At 44.9% G+C, this 21,083-nt stretch carries 18 protein-coding genes; 9 read left to right on the top strand and 9 right to left on the bottom strand.

The annotated features are described in order from the left end of the window. The first annotated feature begins 83 nt into the window (after window positions 1-83). Window positions 84-2,651 carry an HWE histidine kinase domain-containing protein gene (locus OPS25_RS09680; RefSeq protein ID WP_265617503.1) on the top strand — a complete coding sequence of 856 codons (2,568 nt, stop codon included), beginning with the start codon at window positions 84-86 and terminating at the stop codon, window positions 2,649-2,651. Between the two features lie 9 nt (window positions 2,652-2,660). Continuing rightward, the gene (locus OPS25_RS09675; protein WP_265617502.1) at window positions 2,661-5,021 is read left to right on the top strand and encodes a two-component system response regulator; all 2,361 of its coding nucleotides are present in this window, start codon (window positions 2,661-2,663) and stop codon (window positions 5,019-5,021) included. A 4-nt stretch (window positions 5,022-5,025) separates the two neighbouring features. Here the strand turns inward: OPS25_RS09675 and OPS25_RS09670 are convergent, their stop codons facing one another. After that, window positions 5,026-5,487 (bottom strand): hypothetical protein, encoded by a 462-nt coding sequence (locus OPS25_RS09670; protein WP_265617501.1) that lies wholly within the window; start codon window positions 5,485-5,487, stop codon window positions 5,026-5,028. 3 nt (window positions 5,488-5,490) lie between these two features. After that, window positions 5,491-6,342 (bottom strand): hypothetical protein, encoded by an 852-nt coding sequence (locus OPS25_RS09665; protein ID WP_265617500.1) that lies wholly within the window; start codon window positions 6,340-6,342, stop codon window positions 5,491-5,493. Between the two features lie 465 nt (window positions 6,343-6,807). On the opposite strand from OPS25_RS09665, the gene OPS25_RS09660 reads away from it, so the two are divergent. Together OPS25_RS09660 and OPS25_RS09655 are read left to right on the top strand one after the other, a co-directional pair. Further along, the gene (locus OPS25_RS09660) at window positions 6,808-7,206 is read left to right on the top strand and encodes a DUF2750 domain-containing protein (RefSeq protein WP_265617499.1); all 399 of its coding nucleotides are present in this window, start codon (window positions 6,808-6,810) and stop codon (window positions 7,204-7,206) included. A 12-nt stretch (window positions 7,207-7,218) separates the two neighbouring features. Beyond that, on the top strand, window positions 7,219-7,626 hold the full coding sequence (locus tag OPS25_RS09655) for a SufE family protein (protein ID WP_265617498.1): 408 nt from the start codon (window positions 7,219-7,221) through the stop codon (window positions 7,624-7,626). A gap of 1 nt (window position 7,627) precedes the next feature. On the opposite strand, the gene OPS25_RS15920 is transcribed toward OPS25_RS09655, so the two are convergent. Continuing rightward, window positions 7,628-8,860, bottom strand: a complete 1,233-nt coding sequence (locus tag OPS25_RS15920) for a glycosyltransferase (RefSeq protein WP_265617497.1) — start codon at window positions 8,858-8,860, stop codon at window positions 7,628-7,630. A 65-nt stretch (window positions 8,861-8,925) separates the two neighbouring features. Between OPS25_RS15920 and OPS25_RS09645 the strand changes: the two genes are divergently transcribed. After that, complete coding sequence (locus tag OPS25_RS09645) at window positions 8,926-9,963, top strand: 2-dehydropantoate 2-reductase (RefSeq protein WP_265617496.1); 1,038 nt, start codon at window positions 8,926-8,928, stop codon at window positions 9,961-9,963. Window positions 9,964-10,119: 156 nt separating this feature from the next. Continuing rightward, window positions 10,120-10,965 (top strand): HDOD domain-containing protein, encoded by an 846-nt coding sequence (locus OPS25_RS09640; RefSeq protein ID WP_265617590.1) that lies wholly within the window; start codon window positions 10,120-10,122, stop codon window positions 10,963-10,965. Here the strand turns inward: OPS25_RS09640 and OPS25_RS09635 are convergent. Next, a complete protein-coding gene (locus OPS25_RS09635; protein ID WP_265617495.1) occupies window positions 10,962-11,780 on the bottom strand; it encodes a thioesterase family protein in 819 nt (272 codons plus the stop codon). The two genes, OPS25_RS09640 and OPS25_RS09635, sit on opposite strands and share 4 nt — an antisense overlap. Window positions 11,781-11,866: 86 nt before the next feature. On the opposite strand from OPS25_RS09635, the gene OPS25_RS09630 reads away from it, so the two are divergent. After that, entirely contained in the window at window positions 11,867-12,697 is an 831-nt protein-coding gene (locus OPS25_RS09630) for an alpha/beta fold hydrolase (protein ID WP_265617494.1), read from the top strand. Here the strand turns inward: OPS25_RS09630 and glgC are convergent. Next, complete coding sequence (gene glgC / locus OPS25_RS09625) at window positions 12,681-13,958, bottom strand: glucose-1-phosphate adenylyltransferase (RefSeq protein ID WP_265617493.1); 1,278 nt, start codon at window positions 13,956-13,958, stop codon at window positions 12,681-12,683. The genes OPS25_RS09630 and glgC overlap by 17 nt on opposite strands. 104 nt (window positions 13,959-14,062) lie before the next feature. On the opposite strand from glgC, the gene OPS25_RS09620 reads away from it, so the two are divergent. Together OPS25_RS09620 and OPS25_RS09615 are read left to right on the top strand one after the other, a co-directional pair. Next, window positions 14,063-15,046, top strand: a complete 984-nt coding sequence (locus tag OPS25_RS09620; RefSeq protein WP_265617492.1) for a nucleoside hydrolase — start codon at window positions 14,063-14,065, stop codon at window positions 15,044-15,046. Between the two features lie 46 nt (window positions 15,047-15,092). After that, window positions 15,093-15,629, top strand: coding sequence for an SRPBCC family protein (locus OPS25_RS09615; RefSeq protein WP_265617491.1), 537 nt, complete (start codon window positions 15,093-15,095; stop codon window positions 15,627-15,629). A gap of 52 nt (window positions 15,630-15,681) precedes the next feature. Here OPS25_RS09615 and OPS25_RS09610 read toward each other — a convergent pair whose 3' ends face one another. From OPS25_RS09610 to OPS25_RS09595, 4 genes are read right to left on the bottom strand one after another with little or no spacing between them, the layout of a single operon-like run. Beyond that, window positions 15,682-16,584, bottom strand: a complete 903-nt coding sequence (locus tag OPS25_RS09610) for a hydroxymethylglutaryl-CoA lyase (RefSeq protein ID WP_265617490.1) — start codon at window positions 16,582-16,584, stop codon at window positions 15,682-15,684. Then, window positions 16,577-18,589, bottom strand: coding sequence for an acetyl/propionyl/methylcrotonyl-CoA carboxylase subunit alpha (locus tag OPS25_RS09605; RefSeq protein WP_265617489.1), 2,013 nt, complete (start codon window positions 18,587-18,589; stop codon window positions 16,577-16,579). The genes OPS25_RS09610 and OPS25_RS09605 overlap by 8 nt, the downstream gene beginning before the upstream one ends. Window positions 18,590-18,591: 2 nt before the next feature. After that, window positions 18,592-19,392: an enoyl-CoA hydratase/isomerase family protein gene (locus OPS25_RS09600; protein WP_265617488.1), complete on the bottom strand. Its 801-nt coding sequence runs from the start codon at window positions 19,390-19,392 to the stop codon at window positions 18,592-18,594. Between the two features lie 16 nt (window positions 19,393-19,408). Further along, window positions 19,409-21,016 (bottom strand): carboxyl transferase domain-containing protein, encoded by a 1,608-nt coding sequence (locus tag OPS25_RS09595; protein ID WP_265617487.1) that lies wholly within the window; start codon window positions 21,014-21,016, stop codon window positions 19,409-19,411. Between the last annotated feature and the right edge of the window lie 67 nt (window positions 21,017-21,083).

The raw sequence follows: 21,083 nt of genomic DNA, 5'->3' as shown, positions 1-21,083 counted from the left end.
CATACTAACTATATTGATCTTATGTTTAAAAATGGAGGTAAACTAAGTACGTACTAACGTACATCATTATAGATGAAGAAGTCATGCCATCATTTGCATCTCCAGCGTACCCTGAAAAAGTCGATTTATCCAACTGTGATCGCGAACCCATTCATTTGATCGGGAGTATTCAAAGTCATGGTTGTCTCATTGCACTGCAATCCGATTGGTCAGTTGCCTATTGCTCAAAAAATAGCGAACGTTATTTTGGCACCTCTGCCGAAAAAATTATCGGCGAACCGATTAAAAATTGGCTCGACAAAGATACCTTGCATCATATTCGATCAGGCTTACAGTCATCCATGATCACAGGCTGTAACGAGCGTATATTCAATCAGTTTATCGATGCAACCAATATTGAAGTAGATGTGTCAGTCCACCACAATGGTGAATTCATCATCATCGAATTCGAACCTGTAGCCAAAGAGCATGATACGTCAGAACATTTCGTTCGTTCATTATTGAGTCAATTTTGTCGAGCAGATGATACCGAAGCACTCATCGTATCGGTGGCAGAACAGCTGCGGTTAATTACGTCCTTCGACCGTGTAATGATCTATAAATTTTTATCTGATGGCTCGGGTGAGGTGATAGCTGAAGCCAAATCTCACAAACAAGAAGCGTTTTTGGGCTTACGTTTTCCAGCGTCGGATATTCCCAAGCAAGCCCGCGCACTTTACCTTAAAAACCTGTTAAGAATCATTGGAAATGTGAATGAGGAGATTCACCCGATACTCCCCATCTGTCGGTACCCGGATGAAGCAATAGATTTGTCATTGTCTACCCTTCGTGCTGTGTCACCCATGCATATTGAATACTTAAAAAATATGGGGGTGGTGGCATCACTTTCTGTATCACTTATTGTAAATGGCAAGTTGTGGGGGCTCATAGCATGTCATCACTACTCTCCCAAAGTCCCTTCTTACTTCCAACGTACTGAACTTGAGCTATTTGCAGAAGTTTTTGCCCTTGAGCTTTCTTCGCGGCTAGCAAAAGATCGTGAAGCTGAAAGCCTCCGTGTGCGCAAAGTTCATGACAAAATCATGTCGACCATTGCTTCCGACGGGGCATTGGTAGATATCATTACAAATCAGTTTGGAAAGCTGGATGAGTTGATTGAAAACGATGGGATTACTGTAATTATTGAGGGGCAGGTCAGTAGTACAGGTAAATCCTTACCTGATGAGGTACTAAGACGCGTAGTGCGATATCTAAACAGTCAGCCCCCCAGGCAGGTCAATACGTTAGTTTCAATGGCAAAGGTTTTTCCACAGTATGCTACGAAGACCCACGGCATTGCTGGATTACTCGCCATTCCTATCTCAAAATCTCCCCGTGATTATCTGTTGTTTTACCGAGAGGCACAAACGAAAACAATTAATTGGGCTGGCACTCCACAAAAGCCTGTTTCGCTCGGGCCTAACGGATCAAGATTGCTCCCCCGGGGTAGTTTCAACCAATGGCAAGAGACTCATGAAGATCTGTGTCATGAGTGGACTGATCAGGAGCAAATCATCGGAGAGTCATTACGGATTACGTTACTTGAAGTCGTGCTTCGACACATGCAAGAACGGGACTCTATTGTACGAAATGCAAGCCGCAAGCATGAAATATTAATATCAGAACTTAATCACCGCGTCCGTAACATTCTTAATCTGGTCAATGCAATAGTATTGCAGACCGACCAAACCGACCGAAATACTGAAGAATTTGTTAAAGTTCTTACGGGGCGGTTAACCGCGCTGGCATCGGCTCATGACCAACTAACCGCGTCCGAGTGGACAGAGATCTCATTGAATGAATTACTCGAAAACGAAATTCAAGCGTATGTCGATGTCGATAGCCGCATAACGCGCTCAGGCCCTAAAGTTAACTTACATTCAGAAGCGGCCACGCCAATTGTGCTGGTGGTGCATGAGCTTTTCACTAATGCGGCCAAATATGGCGCTCTGTCCAATTCGGGACGTGGCAAAGTGGAAATTCATTGGCAGTTATCCAGTGATCAACAGTTAATAATAGAATGGCGGGAAACAGGCGGGCCGCCGGTTGCGCCCTCAATACGCGAAGGTTTTGGAATGATGCTGATTCAATCGGTGATACCCCATGAACTTCAAGGTTCAACTGATATTGAACTTGCGCGGCATGGCTTGCAGGCACGCTTCAGTATTCCCAAACGTTTCTTCACTGAAGTGAAGGGAAATGAATCGAAACCGGAGTTTAGTGAAAAACTAAGCGAAACCCAAGTGTCCGCTCTACCTCGGTCAGCTTTGGTGGTAGAAGATAATTTAGTGATAGCTATGGACATCCAAAACAAGTTAAAAGATATAGGCGTAGAACAGGTAGCAGTGGTAGGCAATATTAAAACGGCAAGACAACTCTACGAAAATGAAAGTTTTGACTTTGTGGTATTTGATATCCACCTGGGTAAAGACACTTCACTTGGCCTTATTCAGAGTGTACTTGCTGACAACATACCCTGTATGATAATGAGCGGATACGGCGATCAGTTACAACTTCCTAAGGAATTTGGATCTATTCCTGTTTTGACCAAGCCCGTATTAGATAATGAACTGAGACAGCAATTGAAAGCCATGTTTCAGGATGATAAATAGGTTTTGGTGATGACGTTAATTGAAAAGTGCCGTGTCTTAATTGTTGAAGATACAACCATAGCCGCTACCTATCTGGCGCGAGAGATGACTCAGTTAGGCGCAGAAGTGGTGGGTCTCGCTCGTTCAGAAGAACAGGCTGTTGAAAAGACAAAAGCCGAAATGCCAGAGCTTATTCTCATGGATATTCACCTGGCTGATGGTAGCGATGGAATTGCGGCAGCAGAAAAGATCTCGTCTCAATTTGCCATTCCAATCATCTTTACAACCGCTTATTCTGACGATAATACGGTTAATCGTGCGCTAAAAGCATCCCCTTATGGCTATATTGTAAAGCCGTTTGACACTAAGACGATTAAAGTTACCTGCGAAACTGCACTTCACCGATTCGCCCTTGAACAAAAAGTCATTAATTCGGAGAAACGCTTTAAAGTCGCCGCCGAAGCGGCACAATTTGGCGTGGTAGAATTAGATGGTAAAGGAAAAACCTTTTCGTTCGATGGGGCGAAAAGCCTTCAAAATCGACTGGGGGCAGGAACTCAAATCGCGCGGGAGGATTTTTTAGCGTTATTTCCTGAAAGCGAACGTAAAGAGATTGTTCATACGCTTGAAAAACGTGCCAGTCTTAGAAAAACTATTGTATTAGAAGAGCAGGGAGCGGGAAGAAAATACCTTGATATCGTTTTCAGTGAAGTTGATTTTCACAATGACGATGTGATCATTGGTGCGGTAATTGACGTCACCGACAAGCAACGCCAGATAAAACAATTACGACTGTCTAACATAATCCTGGATCAACTGGTAGAAGGGGTGGCACTGTTAGACGAAAAATTTAGCATTATCGAATGTAACAGAGCACTCTCAACACTACTGCGACTTGACCTCAATAGCCTGCATCATTGTGATATATTCCAGTTCGGACTGGATGCCTCGGAGCTGAAAAAGGCCCTTAATACTTTACAAATTGTACGCCGTAAATCCATTCTGCTCACCGCTGACGGGGTGGAGTTTCCCGCTTTTGTTACCATCTCAGAAATTGCGCCGCGTCATGAGCAGATATGCTATGTGGCAACTTTTTCAGATATTACCGATCTGAATAAAGCGGAAAGAAAGCTGGAATCGCTTGCCTTTACTGATCAGCTCACCGGGGCCGGTAACAGAAATTACCTCAAACTTATTCTCAACGAAGCGTCCTATGCCCAAGCCATACAGGCATTAGTGTTTCTTGATTTAGATGGCTTTAAACTGGTCAATGATACCTATGGGCATAATGTTGGCGATGAATTGTTATCTCAGTGCGCCACCCGCATCCGTTCTGTGATCCGAAACGAAGATACCTTCATTCGTCATGGCGGGGATGAGTTTGTCATCCTGGTACAGGAAGAGGGTGACCTGACTCAATTGGGTAACCGACTATTGGAAGTATTTTCTGATGTTTTCGATGTCAGTGACACTGAACTGAGAATTAGCGCCAGTATCGGCATCGCCCAGATGGACGAAAGCGTCGAGCCTGAAAATCTATTGAAACATGCTGATATCGCCATGTATGAGGCAAAACGTAAAGGTAAGAACCAAGTAGTATTCTTTTCTGGCGAACAAAATGATGCGATTGAATACCGTTTATATGTCGAACAAGGTTTATTTAATGCGATAGAAAATAAAGACTTGCACGCTCGCTTCCAACCTATCGTCGACACGGAAAATCGTGTGGTGGCATTGGAGGCGCTGTGTCGTTGGCACAGTCAGGATATTGGTGATATTCATCCTGAAAGTTTCATCCCCATCGCTGAAGAGACGGGGATGATTAACGCAGTAGGCTTAAAAATGCTGAAGGAGGTATGTATTGCCTGCGTGACGTTAAGGGAAGCTGGACTTGGACAGATAAAGTTTCATGTAAACGTGTCTATTCTGCAGCTTAACTCGAAATTAATGGTCAGCCAATTTTTAGAGTACCTAGAAGATTTTGATGTAAAGCCAGAGGCGCTTGTGTTGGAAGTGACTGAATCAGCCATGCATGACGTTGGCACGCGAAAGGTATTACGCGAACTGGCTAAATCGGGCTTCAGTATAGCGTTGGACGATTTTGGTGCGGGTTATGCGTCGGTTTCTGAACTGGGTGAATCCTATACATCGATAATAAAATTGGATAAGTCTCTTGCTCCCGGGGAAGATAAATCAAGCCAGAAAAATATCATTGCAGAAAGTATAATACAGCTATGCCAACGATTGAATAAGGCTATTTTGCTAGAAGGGATTGAAACGCAAAAGCAGGCTGATTTTGCTCGTCAAGCTGGTTGTCACTATATGCAGGGATTCTATTTTTCAGAGCCCTTAACCCTCACTGATGCTATTTCTTTTATCCAGCAGGAATAAGATTTTATTCATCTTTCCCTTCAGTGCTGCGCAAACGTTGGTCGATAAACTGTTTAGATGAACAATTGTGTTCGTATAGTACTGGCATGGTAAATTTGTTCGGGCAAATCATTTCATTTATCATGGTATAAATGAGCTGCGGTGATTGCGTGGCGATGGCAATATTGCAGCCAGATTTAGAGGTTTCGCACACCGCAACCGTGCACGGCAACTGTTCGATCCGGTCTTCAATTAATTCAAGCATACTCAGCGCATGGCGTGGAAAGTTATTTAATCGCATGGCGTGATTCTGCGCAATGGCTTCTTCTGTCCATAAGAAACGTACTTCGACGATATCGCCTTCAATTTCAGATGCAATGTCACTGCGCAAATATAGGATAAAATGTCTGAAGTTGATGCTAACTATGTCACGACTGTCAAACCGAGCGGGGAGAATAAACTGCGTTTTTACATTGTGTAGTTGCATGGTCTAAACGTATTCTTTACCGAAATTATGATTATTGACATACATTGAAATGGGAAATTTGTCGTATACTTTGTCATTCGCCATGGGCGTACCATGTACGACAAACAAGTTAGCATGCTTATTACCATGCTCGCTTACGAATACACTAATGAATTCGTTTACCAGTTCATTAGCTTTAACAAAGACAGGCCTAACCAAGTCCATTGCCTGATCATGCAAACGAGTAAGGCTCTCATTGAATGAGGTAAGCATATCAATTAAATCGAGGGTTCCTGATACTTCATTGAAAACTGAAGCTCTAAATTCAGCCGGCCCACCGATGTAATCTTTCTCTATATAAGCATTCACAAAAAAATGTCGCTCATACTGTTGGACATCATTGGGTTTCATTTCACTCGTGATTTTTATGGTATGGATACTTAAACCATAGTGCGCCACATAATCATACAACGAATCAATAAAACGATAAGCAAATGAGCGCTTGTACTCACTTTCCATTTTTCTTGAAAGCACATTCACTAAATCGCGATCCTGTGGCACACAACCTTGCACGTGACGCTTTAACTGGCTGGTAAATATGCGGGCGCTTAGCACATAGTTATTAATATTGGCGTTAAGGCGAGCTTTGCCATTTTCAATTGCTTGAATGTTTTCCTGTCTTACATATTGCTCGCCCAACGCACGCATCGCTTCCAGGATCAGTTCGTAATTGGATAAAACCAAGCGATGCTTATGCGAGATCGCATAGGCGGACGAGAGTCTTTTACGTGCTCGTTTAAGTTCTTTAAACTGTTCTTGGGTTAACGCAAGTCGGACATCCTGCTTGCGCGACACGATAAAAAATTCTGAATCCATTGTTCAAGGCTACGTCAAATACTTAAAACAGATTAACACGCTTTTAAATGAAACTAAATTACTACAATTCGATTACGGTTTTATTCAAAATCGTATTAAGGCGGGATGAATTCGTCGATTAAAAGTCGATCTTATTAAGACTCACTAATACCGAGTGATGGTCGAAATTTCTAATCTATGCAAGGATAGTTGAGTCAATCCATCCCCCTTTTTCGGGGCGGCGCAGTTGCACCGTTGAACCGCGCCAGTTATGTTCGATCTAGTCCCCCGGGAATACGATCGCTTAGCGGCTCGGTAAAGGAGAAGTTTTGGACAGACGAAGCGTCGTATAAAGATCAATAGTATTGCACTGGCTGAAGAGGAAAGTATGCTAGCCAGAGCATCTTGCATAGCCTCTGGAATTAAGGTGGTTATTCGAAGCGTATAATTTTATAATCCACTGCGTTTTAAAACCGGAGCGAGAAAGTGTTTCCCAATACCATTACTGAATCTTTACCTGACGCTATCATCAAACAGGCGGCTGCTTTATCGGCGGAAGAACGGCTGGAATTATTTTTACAATATGTGGACAAAGCAGGTGAGGTGTGGGTTTTATTAGGGGAAAACGGCTACGTTATGATGGAAACGTTGGAAGGGCACTGTTTGCCTGTCTGGCCTCACCAGCAATTAGTTTCCTGCTGGCATCAATCACAAAAAAGCGAAGCTAGCGCTAAATCCATTGGGATAGAAGAATTTTTGCAGACATGGCTTCCTGGTCTGGATAAAAATAATACTACGCTGGCGATCTTTCCCGCTGCTGAAAATGAGGCAGCAATTATTGTGACAGCTGAAGCGTTTAAACTAAGCCTTAGTGAAACTGGCTAATAAGGTGTGGCTATGTCCTCTTCTGTTGATTATCAACCGCTTGCTCTGAGTGTACTTAATGCCAAAGGGTGGGACAATAAGATGCGGGCGTTGGTGCTAGCCTCCAAACAGTTACCCATTCTTGATGCAGATCGTCGAACCAGTGAGAATTTAGTAAAAGGGTGTGACAGCGAGGTATGGCTGGATCGTGATGATTCAACCCCCACGTTAAAATTCGTTGCATATTCACCAAGTAAAGTCATTCGGGGGGTACTGGCAGTGATCTTAGAGCAGGCCCACGCCGTCTCCACAGATTCATTGAAAACCTTTGATTTTGACGATTTTAGTGAGCGAATTGCATTATCTCGTTTTTTAAGTCAATCCAGAGGTAACGGTTTGCGGCAGGTTGTTTCTCGCATTCAGAAGCTTGCTACCACTTAACTTAAATTCTTGGTTTGTTTTTCTCTTCGATCCACTGAGACATGTATTGCGTGCACCGCAATGTCTGCTGCCAAACTACAAATTGCATTGGTAAAGATGCTCTATGCGTTTCCACGTCTTCACAAAGATGGGTGATTCGCATGAGCAATGCCCGTTTGTTTGTTTTAGAGTCGAATTTTGGTTTTAACACCTCTTCAATCCTGGCTTGCTGTTCACACCAATACGCTTCATCGAGATACAGCTTTACCGCATGATCAACAAAATCCTGCCAGTTATCCGCCACTGCTCCTGGCCATTTGGAGGAGGGGGCAATCCCCTCTGCTCCCACTGCTGTTGTCACGCTAGGCATTCTGGCTTGCATGGCAGCGAGCAATTTTCCTTTCACACCCGCTCCAAACCTGATTGGGGCCAACATCACACGATAGGAGGGTAACGATTTAGCGATATCTTCTACCCAACCATTCACTACAAACCCACTTTTGTGATCTTCTAACTGCGTTGCTTTTTTAGGGGGGTAGGCACCCATCACAGATAAGCGAACATCTGGCAGCTTCTGTTTAATTCGGGGCCAAATATGCTGTTTTAATTGTAATGTGGCATCCCAGTTTGGCGCGTGTCTAAAATTGCCTATCCAGACAAAGTCCTTCCGTTGAGAAAAAGCAGGGGAAGTACACTTAAACTCTGTTTCTAACAAGGGTAAATGCATTAATTGTTGCGCAGGAATACCGAACTGGTTATTCAGTATCCACTGCTCATGTTCAGAAATCACCAAGGTTAAATCGCTTCGTAATATCGCCGCAATTTCTCGTTGAGTAATTTCACTATAGATATCGCATGTTTGTGGTACGGGCTGATTAGACTTGATCGCTTGATGTCGAGTATGTCTCAGGCTATGCAAATCTTCTGAATTAATAATGCGAAGCGCATGCGGACAAACGTGTCTTACCCGCCATGAGAATTGCTCTTCTGTCATAAACCGGTCGAATATGACAATCGAAGGATCGAGTTCTGCTACATAATGGTCAAAGCTACTGTCATTCAAGGTAATGCAATCGAGAGTAATTCCCACTGCGCTAAAATCTGCTTTGTGCTGACTGTCGGTGGCGGCGCTGGCAAAACGTACTTCCCATCCACCTTGAACAAGTGCGTGGATAATACCCATCATGTTCTGGCCGGCTGCAGAGGAGTTGGGTTCAGGCCAGACAAATCCGATAATTAATGCACTCTTTTTCACGACTACTTCCGCACAACGATAATATGAGACAGAATTGTATCAAATTATCGTTTAAGGGGAGCACAGTGTTACACGTAGTTTTCGGCGCCGGACTGGTTGGTTGCTTTTTGGGGACTGCATTAGCCCGGCAAGGGATTGAAGTGAAATTTGTTGCCCGGGGACAATGGCAGGTTAGGTTAACACACGACATTGTGTTGACCGATTATGAAGGTAATCGCGTCAATATGGCATTACCTTCTCCTTTGCTTGAAGCAGGTCAAAAAGCAGATGTCATCTGGTTAACCACTAAATGTACAGCATTAGCTTCTTCACTCAATTTGCTTAAAAAAATCGTTCATGAGGATACGGTTATCATCTGTTGCCAAAACGGTGTAGGGGCACATAAACTTGTGCAACACTATTTTCCCACTATTTGCGTCGCACGGGCGATGGTGCCCTTTAACGTCATTTATAGAGCGCCAAATATATTTCATAAAGGCTCAGAGGGTTCACTGACGCTTGAAACATTGCCACAAAAACAGGCTGAAGTTGAACGTCGTGTTTTGGCCGCAAGCCACCCCATTATGCAAGTACAATCAACCGCTAATATGGATGCCTTGCAATGGGCCAAATTGCAACTCAATCTCGGCAATAGTGTTAATGCGTTGGCCAATCTCCCAGTCAGGGCGATGTTAGAACAACGCAGTTATCGTCAAATTATAGCGCTAGCGATGGAAGAACTGCTCACTGTGGTAGATTGTATGGGAATTTCCCTGCCTAAAATAACCAAAATACATGGCCGCTATTTGCCATTTGTTCTACGCACGCCTGACTGGCTTTTCAAACGGGTAGCAAAGCAGATGTTAGCAATTGACAATAACGTCAAAACTTCCATGTGGTGGGATATTCAGGCCGGTAAGCCAACTGAAATTGATTACCTGAATGGTGCCGTGGTGGCTGCAGGAATGCAGCATAATATTCCCTGTCCCGTTAACATTTTTTTGCTAAATGAAATTAAAAAAGGCGAGCAGCACAGCGCTGTGACAGGAGAATACGAAGGGATTGCAGGTATTGACCTATTAAATAAATTAATGAAAGAAGTGAAAAAAGCTCGGCCTGATTAAGGAATTGTTGAAGATTATTTTTAAAAAACTCAGTAAAATAGGTGGAACTGATGGGTTAAATGGCCTATACGTACTAGTTAGGATAACCTCAATTATCAACGGAACTGAAGTATGCGATCCTTTGATTTGCAGGATGGCTTTCGGAGTTGCTATTCAATGAGCGTAAAAGATATTGCCGCAAATGCTAAAGACATATACGTCTTACCGGATGCGGTCGCCCGGTTAAAAGAGTGTCTCGACGATAATGCTGCGTCAATTGACGATATAGCCGAGATTATTTCGTTTGATCCTGCGCTGGCATCACAAATCCTTAAAGTGTCAAACAGTGCACTATATCGCTTCCCCAATAAAATCGAAACTATTGGGAAAGCGCTTCAGGTTATTGGTACCCGCTCTGCGTACGACTTGGCGCTGGCTTATGGTGTTACGCACGCATTTAGTGAAGTAGATGGAACTGTCATTGATCTGGACAAATTTTGGGAACAAAGCGTTTCGTGTGGCTTATTAGCTAAGTTTATTGCTGAGCAAAGAGGAATTAGAGAGCCAGAACGATTATTCGTGGCCGGCCTGTTACACAACATTGGCGAACTCGTCATCTCACAAGCACAACCTAAACAGGCGGAACGCTGCTTAGCCTTTAATGAGCGTGTTAGCCCCGCTGAACTACAGCAGGCTATACTGGGCTTCACATACGCTGAGTTGTCAGCTGAGCTGGTAAAGCAGTGGGGTATTCCTGAAGGGATATATCGACCCATAAACCAAGTCCATCAGGTATTTGATGAACGCACCGTTGAAGATGAACGTATTTTACAGCTAAGTTATGTATTAGCATTAGATAATGTTAATCCTGAAATTTATCCAAGTTACAGTAACTTAGAACCACACCTTCACGAATCCCTCGCGTTGGAGATGGACGATTTAGAAGATGCGCTGGATATCACTAATCTACAGTGTTTAAGTGTAATTTCCTTATTTAACCCCAGCGCCTTTATGCTTTATTAATCGAAAACGGCAACGGTTTGACGACTAAGTGCTATCACCTGATTATATTTGTCCCAAATTGTTGCTTCGACATGTCCATAGCCATCAGCTGCCTGACGAGTGTGGGCCTGATAAGCAAACCAATCTTCGCCCGACACTTCTCTATGCGGGTGGATGAATTCAATATTCCAACTTCCTGTACTGGCAGGAGCCGGCCATCTAAGCATTTGTAGTAGAGTGGGCGGCCAGGCATCAATCAGGGCAATAACATGGGCATCATGAATTTTTTCTGGCGGATTAGAAAACCGCATATATCCATGATAACTAGCTGTTTTCTTCCCTGTAAAAGGTATTCCACCCTGATCGATTGATAAATCAAAATGCTGAATAAATTTCGGGGTTATTTTAGGGATCTGTGGGATAAATTTAGCTTTTGTGGGTGCTGGCATAGAATGCCGTTGACTGTTTTCAACCGCTATTTTTGACTTGCGCGCAAGCGCAAAACACGCTTGCGAAAATACACACACGTGGCCATTTTGAATAACTTCACCGGTATATTGAGAAACATTTTTTCCTGCGCGCAGTTTGGTAACTCTGACTGTGAATTCAGTATCTAAGGCTAAAGGTCCGACAAAGTTAGTGGTAAACGAGCGTAAGAGTCGGGTGTCATCGTTTACCATTTGCTTTATTGCAGTGTAAACAATAGCAGCAGAAATACCGCCAAATGCAGTACGCCCCTGAGACCAGTCTTTCGGAATAGTCAGTGCAGTGAATTCACTGACTGTATCATTGAGGACTGATGGCTGAGATAAATTAAGTAAGTCGTCTACAAACATTTGATCTGGTCAGATGAGTTAGGGTAGAGTGCATCATAACGAAATAATGGGTGAGCGCCAATACCTGAGGGATGCATTTTAATATCATGACGTTTCAGCCGGAACAGAAAATTTGTTTACATTTTGCCCATGCTAACGGTTTTCCTTTTGGGAGCTACCGCACGTTAGTAGAAGCACTTCCCTCACACTTTCGGATATCGGGGAAAGAAAAGTTAGGTCACGATCCCCATTGGCCTGTAAGTGATAACTGGTCATATATTGTCCAGGAGTTGTTAAACTATCTTCAGTTACACAGTGAGTCAGATGAGCGTGTGTTTCTGGTCGGTCATTCGTTTGGTGCCGTGGTTTCATATATGGCCGCGTGCTTAGCGCCAGCAAAAGTGGCAGGACTAATCATGTTGGACCCACCGTTGGTCACTGGCTGGCGTAGTCATCTAGTCAAAGTGCTTAAGAAAACCCCTTTAATTGATAAGATCACGCCAGCTGGTCTAGCGAAAACACGCAATACCCAATGGACTGGCTCTATGGACATGGTCGAGTATTTTTCCAATAAGGCCCTTTTTGCTGAAATGGATAGGCGCTGTGTGGAAGATTACGTACATAGCGCGACCAAAAGAGAACAAAATGCCATTCGACTCACTTTTCGACATGACATTGAGGCCGCTATTTTTCGGAACGTTCCCGACAATTTAAATACTTTTGCAGGTAAGCTTCAGTGCCCGGGGTTGCTGGTTACAGGAAAAGATTCCACTGTATGTATGCCCTATATGCGAGATCTTTTTATAAAACAAAATAGCCTTGAACATGTAATTATGTCAGGCGGGCATATGTTTCCCTTAGAGTACCCGGAATCTACAGCTTCCCTTATTGAGCACACATTGTTTCGCTGGCAGAACGGTACTAGGAAGCGGGATTAAGTCCGCCAACAGGTTGATTAAGCATTTCCCGGGTAACCAGAACGACCCCTTTGTCAGATACTCGGAATCCCCTGGCACGATCGTGTTCATGGTCATAACCTATTGTGGTTCCTTCTGGGACCACACATCCTCGATCGATCACCACCTTTTTTAATTTACAGTGACGCATGATTTCCACATCTGGCAAAATCACCGCTTCTTCAATTAGCCCGTATGAATGCACGCGAACATTGGAAAAAACTAAGCTTCTGCGTAAAGTCGAGCCGGAGATGATGCAGCCTCCAGAGACCACCGAATTAATTGCTTCTCCGCGACGATCCTGTTCTTCCCAGACAAATTTTGCTGGCGGCAATTGTTCCTGATAAGTCCAGATAGGCCATTTATGGTCATACAGATTAAGTTGAGGTACCGGAGCGACCATTTCCATATTGGCTTCCCAAAATGAATCAATGGTGCCGACATCCCGCCAGTACACGTTGCCACCTGCGGATTTTTCAAAAGGGTAGGCAAACACATCATGGTCTTTGATGATGGCGGGTATGATATCTTTGCCAAAATCTCGCTCTGAACCCGAGGTTTGCGCGTCACGAAGGAGTTGATCGAATAAAAACTCCGTATCAAAAACATAATTTCCCATTGAAGCCAGGCAGCGATCCGGGTCATTCGGCAATGGGGTAGGTCTCGCGGGCTTTTCCTCAAATCCGTGGATGCGGTAATGCTCATCAACAGACATTACCCCAAAGGCTCCGGCAGCTTCCTGGATGGGCACTGACATACAGGAGACGGTCATTTTTGCTTTATTTTCCACATGGTGTGCCAACATTTGTCCGTAATCCATGCGATAAATATGGTCACCTGACAAAATCATTACATACTTGGGTAATTCGTCACGAATAATATCAATATTCTGAAACACCGCATCGGCGGTACCTTCATACCAGCTTTCGGAAAATCGTTGCGAAGCGGGTAATATCTCAACCGACTCACCCAGCTCCTTCTTAAAGTGTCCCCAGCCGCGCACTAAATGTCGAATCAGCGAATGCGATTTATATTGTGTGACCACACCTATTCTACGAATACCAGAGTTGACACAATTGGATAAGGGGAAATCAATAATGCGGAATTTACCACCAAAGTACAGTGCCGGTTTAGCGCGCCAATTGGTAAGCTCATGCAACCGAGACCCTTTGCCCCCTGCCAGTATCAAAGCATAGGTGTCGCGGGTCAAATTACTGATATAACGTGAACTTTTATCCACCATTGGCGGCGCTCCTTGTAAGTGACACATTACCGCTGTGTCGTGACTTTATTCATGTTAATTTAATTATCTTACACACTAACTTAAAATTAGCCAGTAAACACCTAATGCAAAGCAAAGATTCGAATAAAAAGAAAAAGGTCATTTTTGATCACGATGGTGGCATAGATGATTTACTCTCATTGTTGCTGTTGGTAACCATGGAGGAAGTAGAGCTTGTAGGCGTATTGATCACACCTGCAGATTGTTACCCTGATGACGCCTTGCTCTCCACACTAAAAATTCTCACTCTAACCAATAATGCGTCTGTACCAGTCGCGGTGGGTACCTTAGCTGGACTTAATCCGTTTCCACCAGATTGGCGGGCGCAACCTAAATTCTGCCATGCTTTACCAGTAATGCTGCGTACTAAAGAGGTAAGAGACAATGTGAGCAAAAAAGACGCGCATTCCTGGTTAGCAGAGTATCTTTCGCTTGCAGACGAACCCGTCACTATACTCATGACAGGTCCTGCCACGAATCTTGCGAAGGTCATACATCGGCGAGCCGACCTCCGATCCAAGATTGAGCAGGTTATCTGGATGGCAGGTGCCATCCAGGTGAAAGGTAATGTCGCCATGCACGATAGCGATGGGTCGCAAGAATGGAATGCGTACTGGGATCCCTTGGCGACCAAAACGCTGATTGAATCTGGGGTAAACCTATGTCTGGTGCCGTTAGATGTTACGAATGCATTGCCTATCGATCGGCAGTTTCTAACTCAATTGTCCAACGTCAACAGCGAGTTATCTGAACTGGCGGGCCAATTCTGGGCTGCTACTACCACATCCATTCCCAGTTATGAATTTACCTATTTTATGTGGGATATTCTTGCGACAGCGTTGTTAGGTCTTCCGAAACCTAGCTGGCAAGTGTCTACAGCGACTGTTGTGGTTGATATCGAGCCTCCGCGTGCCGGTGCTATTACTTGCGATGACCACGCTGGGTATAATGTGACGTGGCTAAGTGCGATAGATGAAAAGCAAGTGCGCGAATATGTCATAGATAAATTTAGTCGCGGTTTCAATACATTTTTTACTAACAAGTGTTAATAAAATGTTATAAAGTTGTTTGGTTAACATCCCCATGGAGAGAATCATGTCAGCGTTAAAGAAAATATTGGTAGCAGTGGTCGCACTGTTGATTATTGCGGTGGCCGTGGGCTTCACCCTACCAAAAGAATATGAAGTTAAACGCAGCATTGTCATCAAGGCCCCCGCGCAAACGATTTATTCGAATGTGGTGGATTTGAAATCGTGGCCTAAGTGGGGAGTGTGGTTTAAACGTGATCCTGCAATGGAGGTTACCTATAAGGGCCCTGACCGAGCTATCGGAATGCGCTCTGAGTGGGTAAGCGAAAGTGAAGGAAGTGGCCAAATGGAGATTACTGAGTTAGAACATAACAAAAAAGTGGTCTATAGCTTGTATTTTCCTGAATTTGAAATGGGCTCGACAGGTTTATTTGAACTTGAACCAATTGGCGATGAAGGTACTCGTGTTACCTGGATTGACAAGGGGAAAGTCGGTAACAATCCGGTTGAACGTTACTTCGTTCTCATGATGGACGATATGATAGGTCCGGATTTTGAAAAAGGGCTGGAGAATTTAAAAACAGTCTCGGAAAACCAAAGTTGATAAGGGTTATCGTGATAAAAAAATAGCGCCTTAAGGCGCTATTTTTGTGTATCTAGGCTAACGCGTTGGCCACCTTTGAAGACGGAGGGCGTTTTATCACATTACTTATCCCACGAGCCGCATGTAATAGTTTATGCAGATCGATGCCTGTTTTAATTCCCATACCATTAAGCATGTAAACCACATCTTCTGTCGCCACGTTCCCACTCGCTCCCCTGGCATAAGGGCATCCCCCTAAACCAGCCACTGCGCTGTCAATAGTGGCAACGCCGTATTGCAAGGCAATGGTTAAGTTTGCCAACGCCTGGCCGTAGGTGTCGTGGAAATGAGCCGCTACCTGATTGACAGGGATCCAATTTAGCACTTCTTCCAACATGGCAGCGGTTTTCACTGGAGTCCCAGTTCCAATCGTGTCACCCAGTGAAATTTCGTAACAACCCATATCCAGCAATCGTTTACTCACCTCGGCAACCGCAGTGGGCGAAATCTCACCTTCATAAGGACAACCAAGTACGCAAGAGACGTAACCTCGCACCTTGATACCGGCTGTTTGAGCTGCTTCGACCACAGGCGCAAAACGATTTAAGCTGTCCTCAATCGAACAATTAATATTGCGCTGAGAAAAGCTTTCTGAAGCGGCACCAAATACCGCCACCTCGTCTGCTCCGGCTTGCAGGGCTGCCTCGAAGCCCTTCATATTTGGCGTTAGGGCCGAATATGTGACACCTTTGTGACGCTTGATACGCGTAAATACGTCCGAGGAGTCAGCCATTTGCGGTACCCATTTAGGTGACACAAAGCTACCGGTTTCAATGCGCTTCAACCCTGCGTTCACCAGATTGTGAACTAGTTCCACTTTACTTTGTGTAGAGACGGGCGTTTTTTCGTTCTGAAGACCGTCCCGCGGGCCCACTTCCACGATACTGACCTGTGCAGGGTAGGATCGTCTATTCATCTTCTTCAAACTCCAGTAGTGGTGCACCACCGTCGACCAATTCACCGGCTCGATAGAAAAATGACGTCACTTTGCCTGTTGCGGGCGCTTTGATGCTGTGCTCCATTTTCATGGCTTCCATCACCATAAGTGTGGTACCTTTTTCAACGGTTTCATTTGGCGTTACCAATAACTCAACCACTGTGCCATTCATTGGAGCATTGAACCCCTGAGCACTGTTATTATCATCTTCTACCCCTAAATCAGGAAGCTGGTGGGTGAAGTGATAGGCTTCGTCCGCCGCGAATAGAACAAACTGGTTGTCCTGTTGAGACCAGGTAAAGCGTTGGCGATGGCCATCCAAATTAACTGTTAAACCGTGCTCTACAAGCTCACCAGTTACCACCCATCGACTGGTTTCATAACTTACCTTCCAGGCGTTAGTGGTTAAACCGGTTTGTCTGTCATTTAAAACACTGACCTTAAGCGCGAACTCCTTGCCAGCATAATGCAAGGTGAGGGTTTGCTCGTGTAGCTCATTGGCCCGCCATGAAGTGGGTAATGACCAGGGCGAAGTGGGGTCGCCGGTGGATTTGCGGCTGCGCTGTTGTTCACTGAGCAACATTAATGCTGCCATTACGGGAAGCTTTTCTATATCTGGAGCCACTTCTTTTGCAAAAAGAAGGTGTTTATTTTTTTCAATAAAAGTAGTGACTAATTCCTGTTTACGAAATGGCTGACTAGCGGCAACGTTATATAAAAACTCGATATTAGTCGCCACGCCATCAATATAGTACTCTCGTAAGGCTTTAAGTAATCGCTGCAATGCTTTGTCACGATCTTCGTCCCACACCACTAATTTGGCTATCATAGGATCGTAATAAACTGACACCTCATCGCCTTCAAGTACACCCGTATCTACGCGTACATGCTTATCTTCCTGAGGGGGTTGTAGTAATTTAAGTCGACCGGTAGAAGGTAGAAAATCGTTATCAGGATCTTCAGCGTAAATACGCGCCTCAAAGGCATGACCATGCATGGTCAGTTCAGTCTGATTTTTCGGCAGGGTGTGGCCCTGGGCAACATTAATCTGCCATTCCACCAAATCTTCACCCGTAATATATTCAGTGACCGGATGCTCCACCTGAAGACGCGTATTCATTTCCATAAAATAGAAACTGCCGTCTTTATCGTACAGAAATTCAACTGTACCGGCCCCCACATAATTAATGGCTTGCGCGGCTTTTAACGCAGCTTCACCCATTTGTTGGCGAATATCATCTGATAACCCTGGCGCGGGCGCTTCTTCAATCACCTTTTGGTGGCGTCTCTGAACGGAACAGTCCCGCTCGAACAAATAAACACCGTTACCATGTTCATCACAAAAAACCTGAATCTCTACATGGCGTGGCTGGGTGAGGTACTTTTCAACCAGCATAGTGTCGTCACCGAAACTGGCACTGGCTTCTCGTTTTGCTGCCCCTAGTGCGTCTTTAAACTCACTTTCTGAGTTAACTAAACGCATGCCTTTACCACCTCCACCAGCGGCGGCTTTTAACAACACTGGGTAACCCATGTCATCAGCAGATTTTTTCAGTACACTTTCGCTTTGATCATTGCCGTGATAGCCAGGCACCAATGGCACACCAGCCTTTTCCATGATGTGTTTTGCAGCCGATTTGGAACCCATTGCCTCTATTGCACTGGTAGGGGGACCGATGAAGATGATGTCATTTTGCTTACACTTTTCTGCAAAAGCGGCGTTTTCAGATAAAAAGCCGTAGCCAGGGTGTATCGCATCAACATTCAGTTTTTTCGCTGCGTCGATAATTCGATCCGCCATCAGATAGCTTTCTTTCGATGGTGCCGCACCAATGTGTATAGACTCATCTGCTTTGTGAACATGCAATGCATTTGCGTCTGCGTCGGAATATACCGCGACTGTGGCAATACCCATGCGGCGGGCTGTTTTAATTACCCGGCAAGCAATTTCTCCGCGGTTAGCAATAAGAATTTTTTTAATCATCGTTAGCTCTCCTGCCATTTTGCGGGACGCTTTTCTAAAAATGCGTGCAAACCTTCCTGACCTTCGTCTGAGACCCGGATATCTGCAATCATTTTGCTGGTTTGTTGCATTAACTTTGAAGTGATCGGTTGATATGCCACTTCTCGCACAAGTCGCTTAGCTTGGGCCACTGCATTGGGGCCATTTTTAACGATTTGTTCAATTAGCTGGTCAATAGTGATATCCAGTTCTTCCTCGGTCACTGACTCACTTAATAAACCCAGTCGTCTAGCGCGTTGAGCCGAAAACACTTCTGCTGTTTGAAAGTAACGGCGACAAATACGTTGGCCCATGGCCTCGATAACGTAAGGACTGATAGTCGCTGGTATCAACCCTATCTTTACTTCGCTTAAGCAAAACTTACTTAACTTACTTCCGATGGCAATATCACAACAGGCTACTAAGCCCACTGCACCACCGAAGGCGGCTCCCTGAACGCGTGCAATGGTGGTTTTGGGAAGGGTATAAAGCGTTTGCAGCATGGTCGCCAGCGCCATCGCGTCTTTTTCATTTTCAGCATGGCTGTAACCTGCCATTCGCTGCATCCAGCTTAAATCAGCGCCAGCACTAAAGCTTTTTCCCTTTGCCTCAAGCACGACAGCTCGCACTTGGTCATCTTCTCCAGCACGCTTGAACGCATCGGTGAGTAAGCCAATCATATGGTCGTCAAATGCGTTATGTTTGGCAGGTTTATTCAAGGTTACAAAGGCCACACCACGATCATCAACGCGGTAAAGAATCGGTTTCTCTGTTGTATTTTCCATTTCAACTCCTCTCGCGTTACATGCGAAACACACCAAAACGGGTGTCTTCAATGGGTTTGTTTAATGCTGCAGATAAGGAAAGCCCTAGCACCATGCGGGTATCGGCCGGGTCAATAACCCCATCATCCCATAACCGAGCAGAAGCATAATAAGGATGCCCTTGCGACTCATACGTATCTATAATGGGTTGCTTAAATGCTTTTTCTTCTTCTTCCGACCAACTTTCATTTACGCGGGATTTTTGATCGCGCTTCACCTGGGCGAGCACGCCTGCGGCCTGTTCCCCACCCATGACTGATATTCTGGCATTGGGCCACATGAATAAAAATCGCGGATCGTAAGCACGCCCACACATGCCGTAATTACCGGCCCCAAAACTGCCGCCAATGAGTACGGTCAACTTCGGTACCTGGGCGCATGCCACTGCAGTGACCATTTTCGCGCCATGCTTGGCAATGCCGCCAGATTCGTATTGCTTTCCAACCATGAAGCCAGTGATATTTTGCAGAAATACCAAAGGGATCTTGCGCGTTGCGCAAAGCTCAATAAAATGAGCTCCTTTTAATGCACTTTCACCAAATAGAATCCCATTGTTAGCCACAATACCTACAGGATAGCCAAAAATTCTCGCGAAACCGCAGACTAATGTGGTGCCATACAGAGGCTTAAATTCATCAAATTCTGACCCATCCACAATACGCGCAATAATTTCTCTGACATCAAACGTTTTACGGGTGTCTTTTGGTACGATGCCGTAAATCTCACTGCTCTCATATAGGGGATCACAGCTGGGTTTAATATCCATTTCGATATTTTTAGTGCGGTTGAGTCTGGCGACGGCATCTCTTGCTAACTGTAATGCATGGTGATCATTGTTTGCCAATTGGTCCGCCACGCCCGACGTTCGCGTATGCACATCGCCACCGCCTAACTCTTCGGCCGATACGACCTCGCCAGTGGCGGCTTTAACTAAGGGCGGTCCACCTAAGAAAATGGTACCCTGTTCTTTAACAATAATGGAGACATCTGCCATGGCAGGAACGTAGGCGCCGCCTGCCGTGCAAGAGCCCATCACCACGGCGATTTGTGGAATATTCTTCGCCGACATATTGGCCTGGTTGAAAAATATGCGACCAAAATGTTCTTTATCGGGAAACACTTCGTCTTGTCGGGGTAAATTTGCCCCTCCTGAATCGACTAAATAAATACAGGGCAGATGATTTTCTTCCGCAATGGCCTGCGCACGTAAATGTTTTTTTACCGTCAAGGGGTAATAAGTGCCACCCTTTACTGTTGCGTCATTGGCGACAATCATGCATTCAACACCGGAGACCCGACCAATACCCGCGATCACACCGGCGCTTGGTACATAATCCTCATAAACTTCCCATGCAGCCAATTGGCCAATCTCTAAGAAAGGTGAGCCTTTATCCAAAAGAGCATTAATTCTATCTCGAGGTAGTAATTTACCTCTGGATTCATGGCGTTGATTTGACTTTTCACCGCCTCCTTGTTTGATTTGAGCAATCTTTTCCTGCAGGTCATCTACCTGCTTTTGCATATGCGAGGCGTTTTCTATGAACGCTTCAGATTTTGCATTTACCGCAGTACGGAGAATGGGCACGAGTTACCCTCCTTTTGATCCTAAAAAAGCCGCGAACACTCTATGCAGTATTCGCAGCGTAAATTTG

Origin of the sequence: Alteromonas aquimaris (assembly GCF_026183695.1) — a bacterium.
Lineage (GTDB): Bacteria > Pseudomonadota > Gammaproteobacteria > Enterobacterales > Alteromonadaceae > Alteromonas > Alteromonas aquimaris.
Note: the sequence above shows the minus strand (reverse complement) of the source record. Positions and strands in the feature narration are given on the sequence as shown.

Coding starts and splice junctions, on each gene's coding strand:
- OPS25_RS09680 (WP_265617503.1), top strand. CDS start 84: ATGCCATCATTTGCATCTCCAGCGTACCCTGAAAAAGTCGATTTATCC.
- OPS25_RS09675 (WP_265617502.1), top strand. CDS start 2,661: ATGACGTTAATTGAAAAGTGCCGTGTCTTAATTGTTGAAGATACAACC.
- OPS25_RS09670 (WP_265617501.1), bottom strand. CDS start 5,487: ATGCAACTACACAATGTAAAAACGCAGTTTATTCTCCCCGCTCGGTTT.
- OPS25_RS09665 (WP_265617500.1), bottom strand. CDS start 6,342: ATGGATTCAGAATTTTTTATCGTGTCGCGCAAGCAGGATGTCCGACTT.
- OPS25_RS09655 (WP_265617498.1), top strand. CDS start 7,219: ATGTCCTCTTCTGTTGATTATCAACCGCTTGCTCTGAGTGTACTTAAT.
- OPS25_RS09640 (WP_265617590.1), top strand. CDS start 10,120: ATGAGCGTAAAAGATATTGCCGCAAATGCTAAAGACATATACGTCTTA.
- OPS25_RS09635 (WP_265617495.1), bottom strand. CDS start 11,780: ATGTTTGTAGACGACTTACTTAATTTATCTCAGCCATCAGTCCTCAAT.
- OPS25_RS09630 (WP_265617494.1), top strand. CDS start 11,867: ATGACGTTTCAGCCGGAACAGAAAATTTGTTTACATTTTGCCCATGCT.
- glgC (WP_265617493.1), bottom strand. CDS start 13,958: ATGGTGGATAAAAGTTCACGTTATATCAGTAATTTGACCCGCGACACC.
- OPS25_RS09620 (WP_265617492.1), top strand. CDS start 14,063: ATGCAAAGCAAAGATTCGAATAAAAAGAAAAAGGTCATTTTTGATCAC.
- OPS25_RS09615 (WP_265617491.1), top strand. CDS start 15,093: ATGTCAGCGTTAAAGAAAATATTGGTAGCAGTGGTCGCACTGTTGATT.
- OPS25_RS09610 (WP_265617490.1), bottom strand. CDS start 16,584: ATGAATAGACGATCCTACCCTGCACAGGTCAGTATCGTGGAAGTGGGC.
- OPS25_RS09605 (WP_265617489.1), bottom strand. CDS start 18,589: ATGATTAAAAAAATTCTTATTGCTAACCGCGGAGAAATTGCTTGCCGG.
- OPS25_RS09600 (WP_265617488.1), bottom strand. CDS start 19,392: ATGGAAAATACAACAGAGAAACCGATTCTTTACCGCGTTGATGATCGT.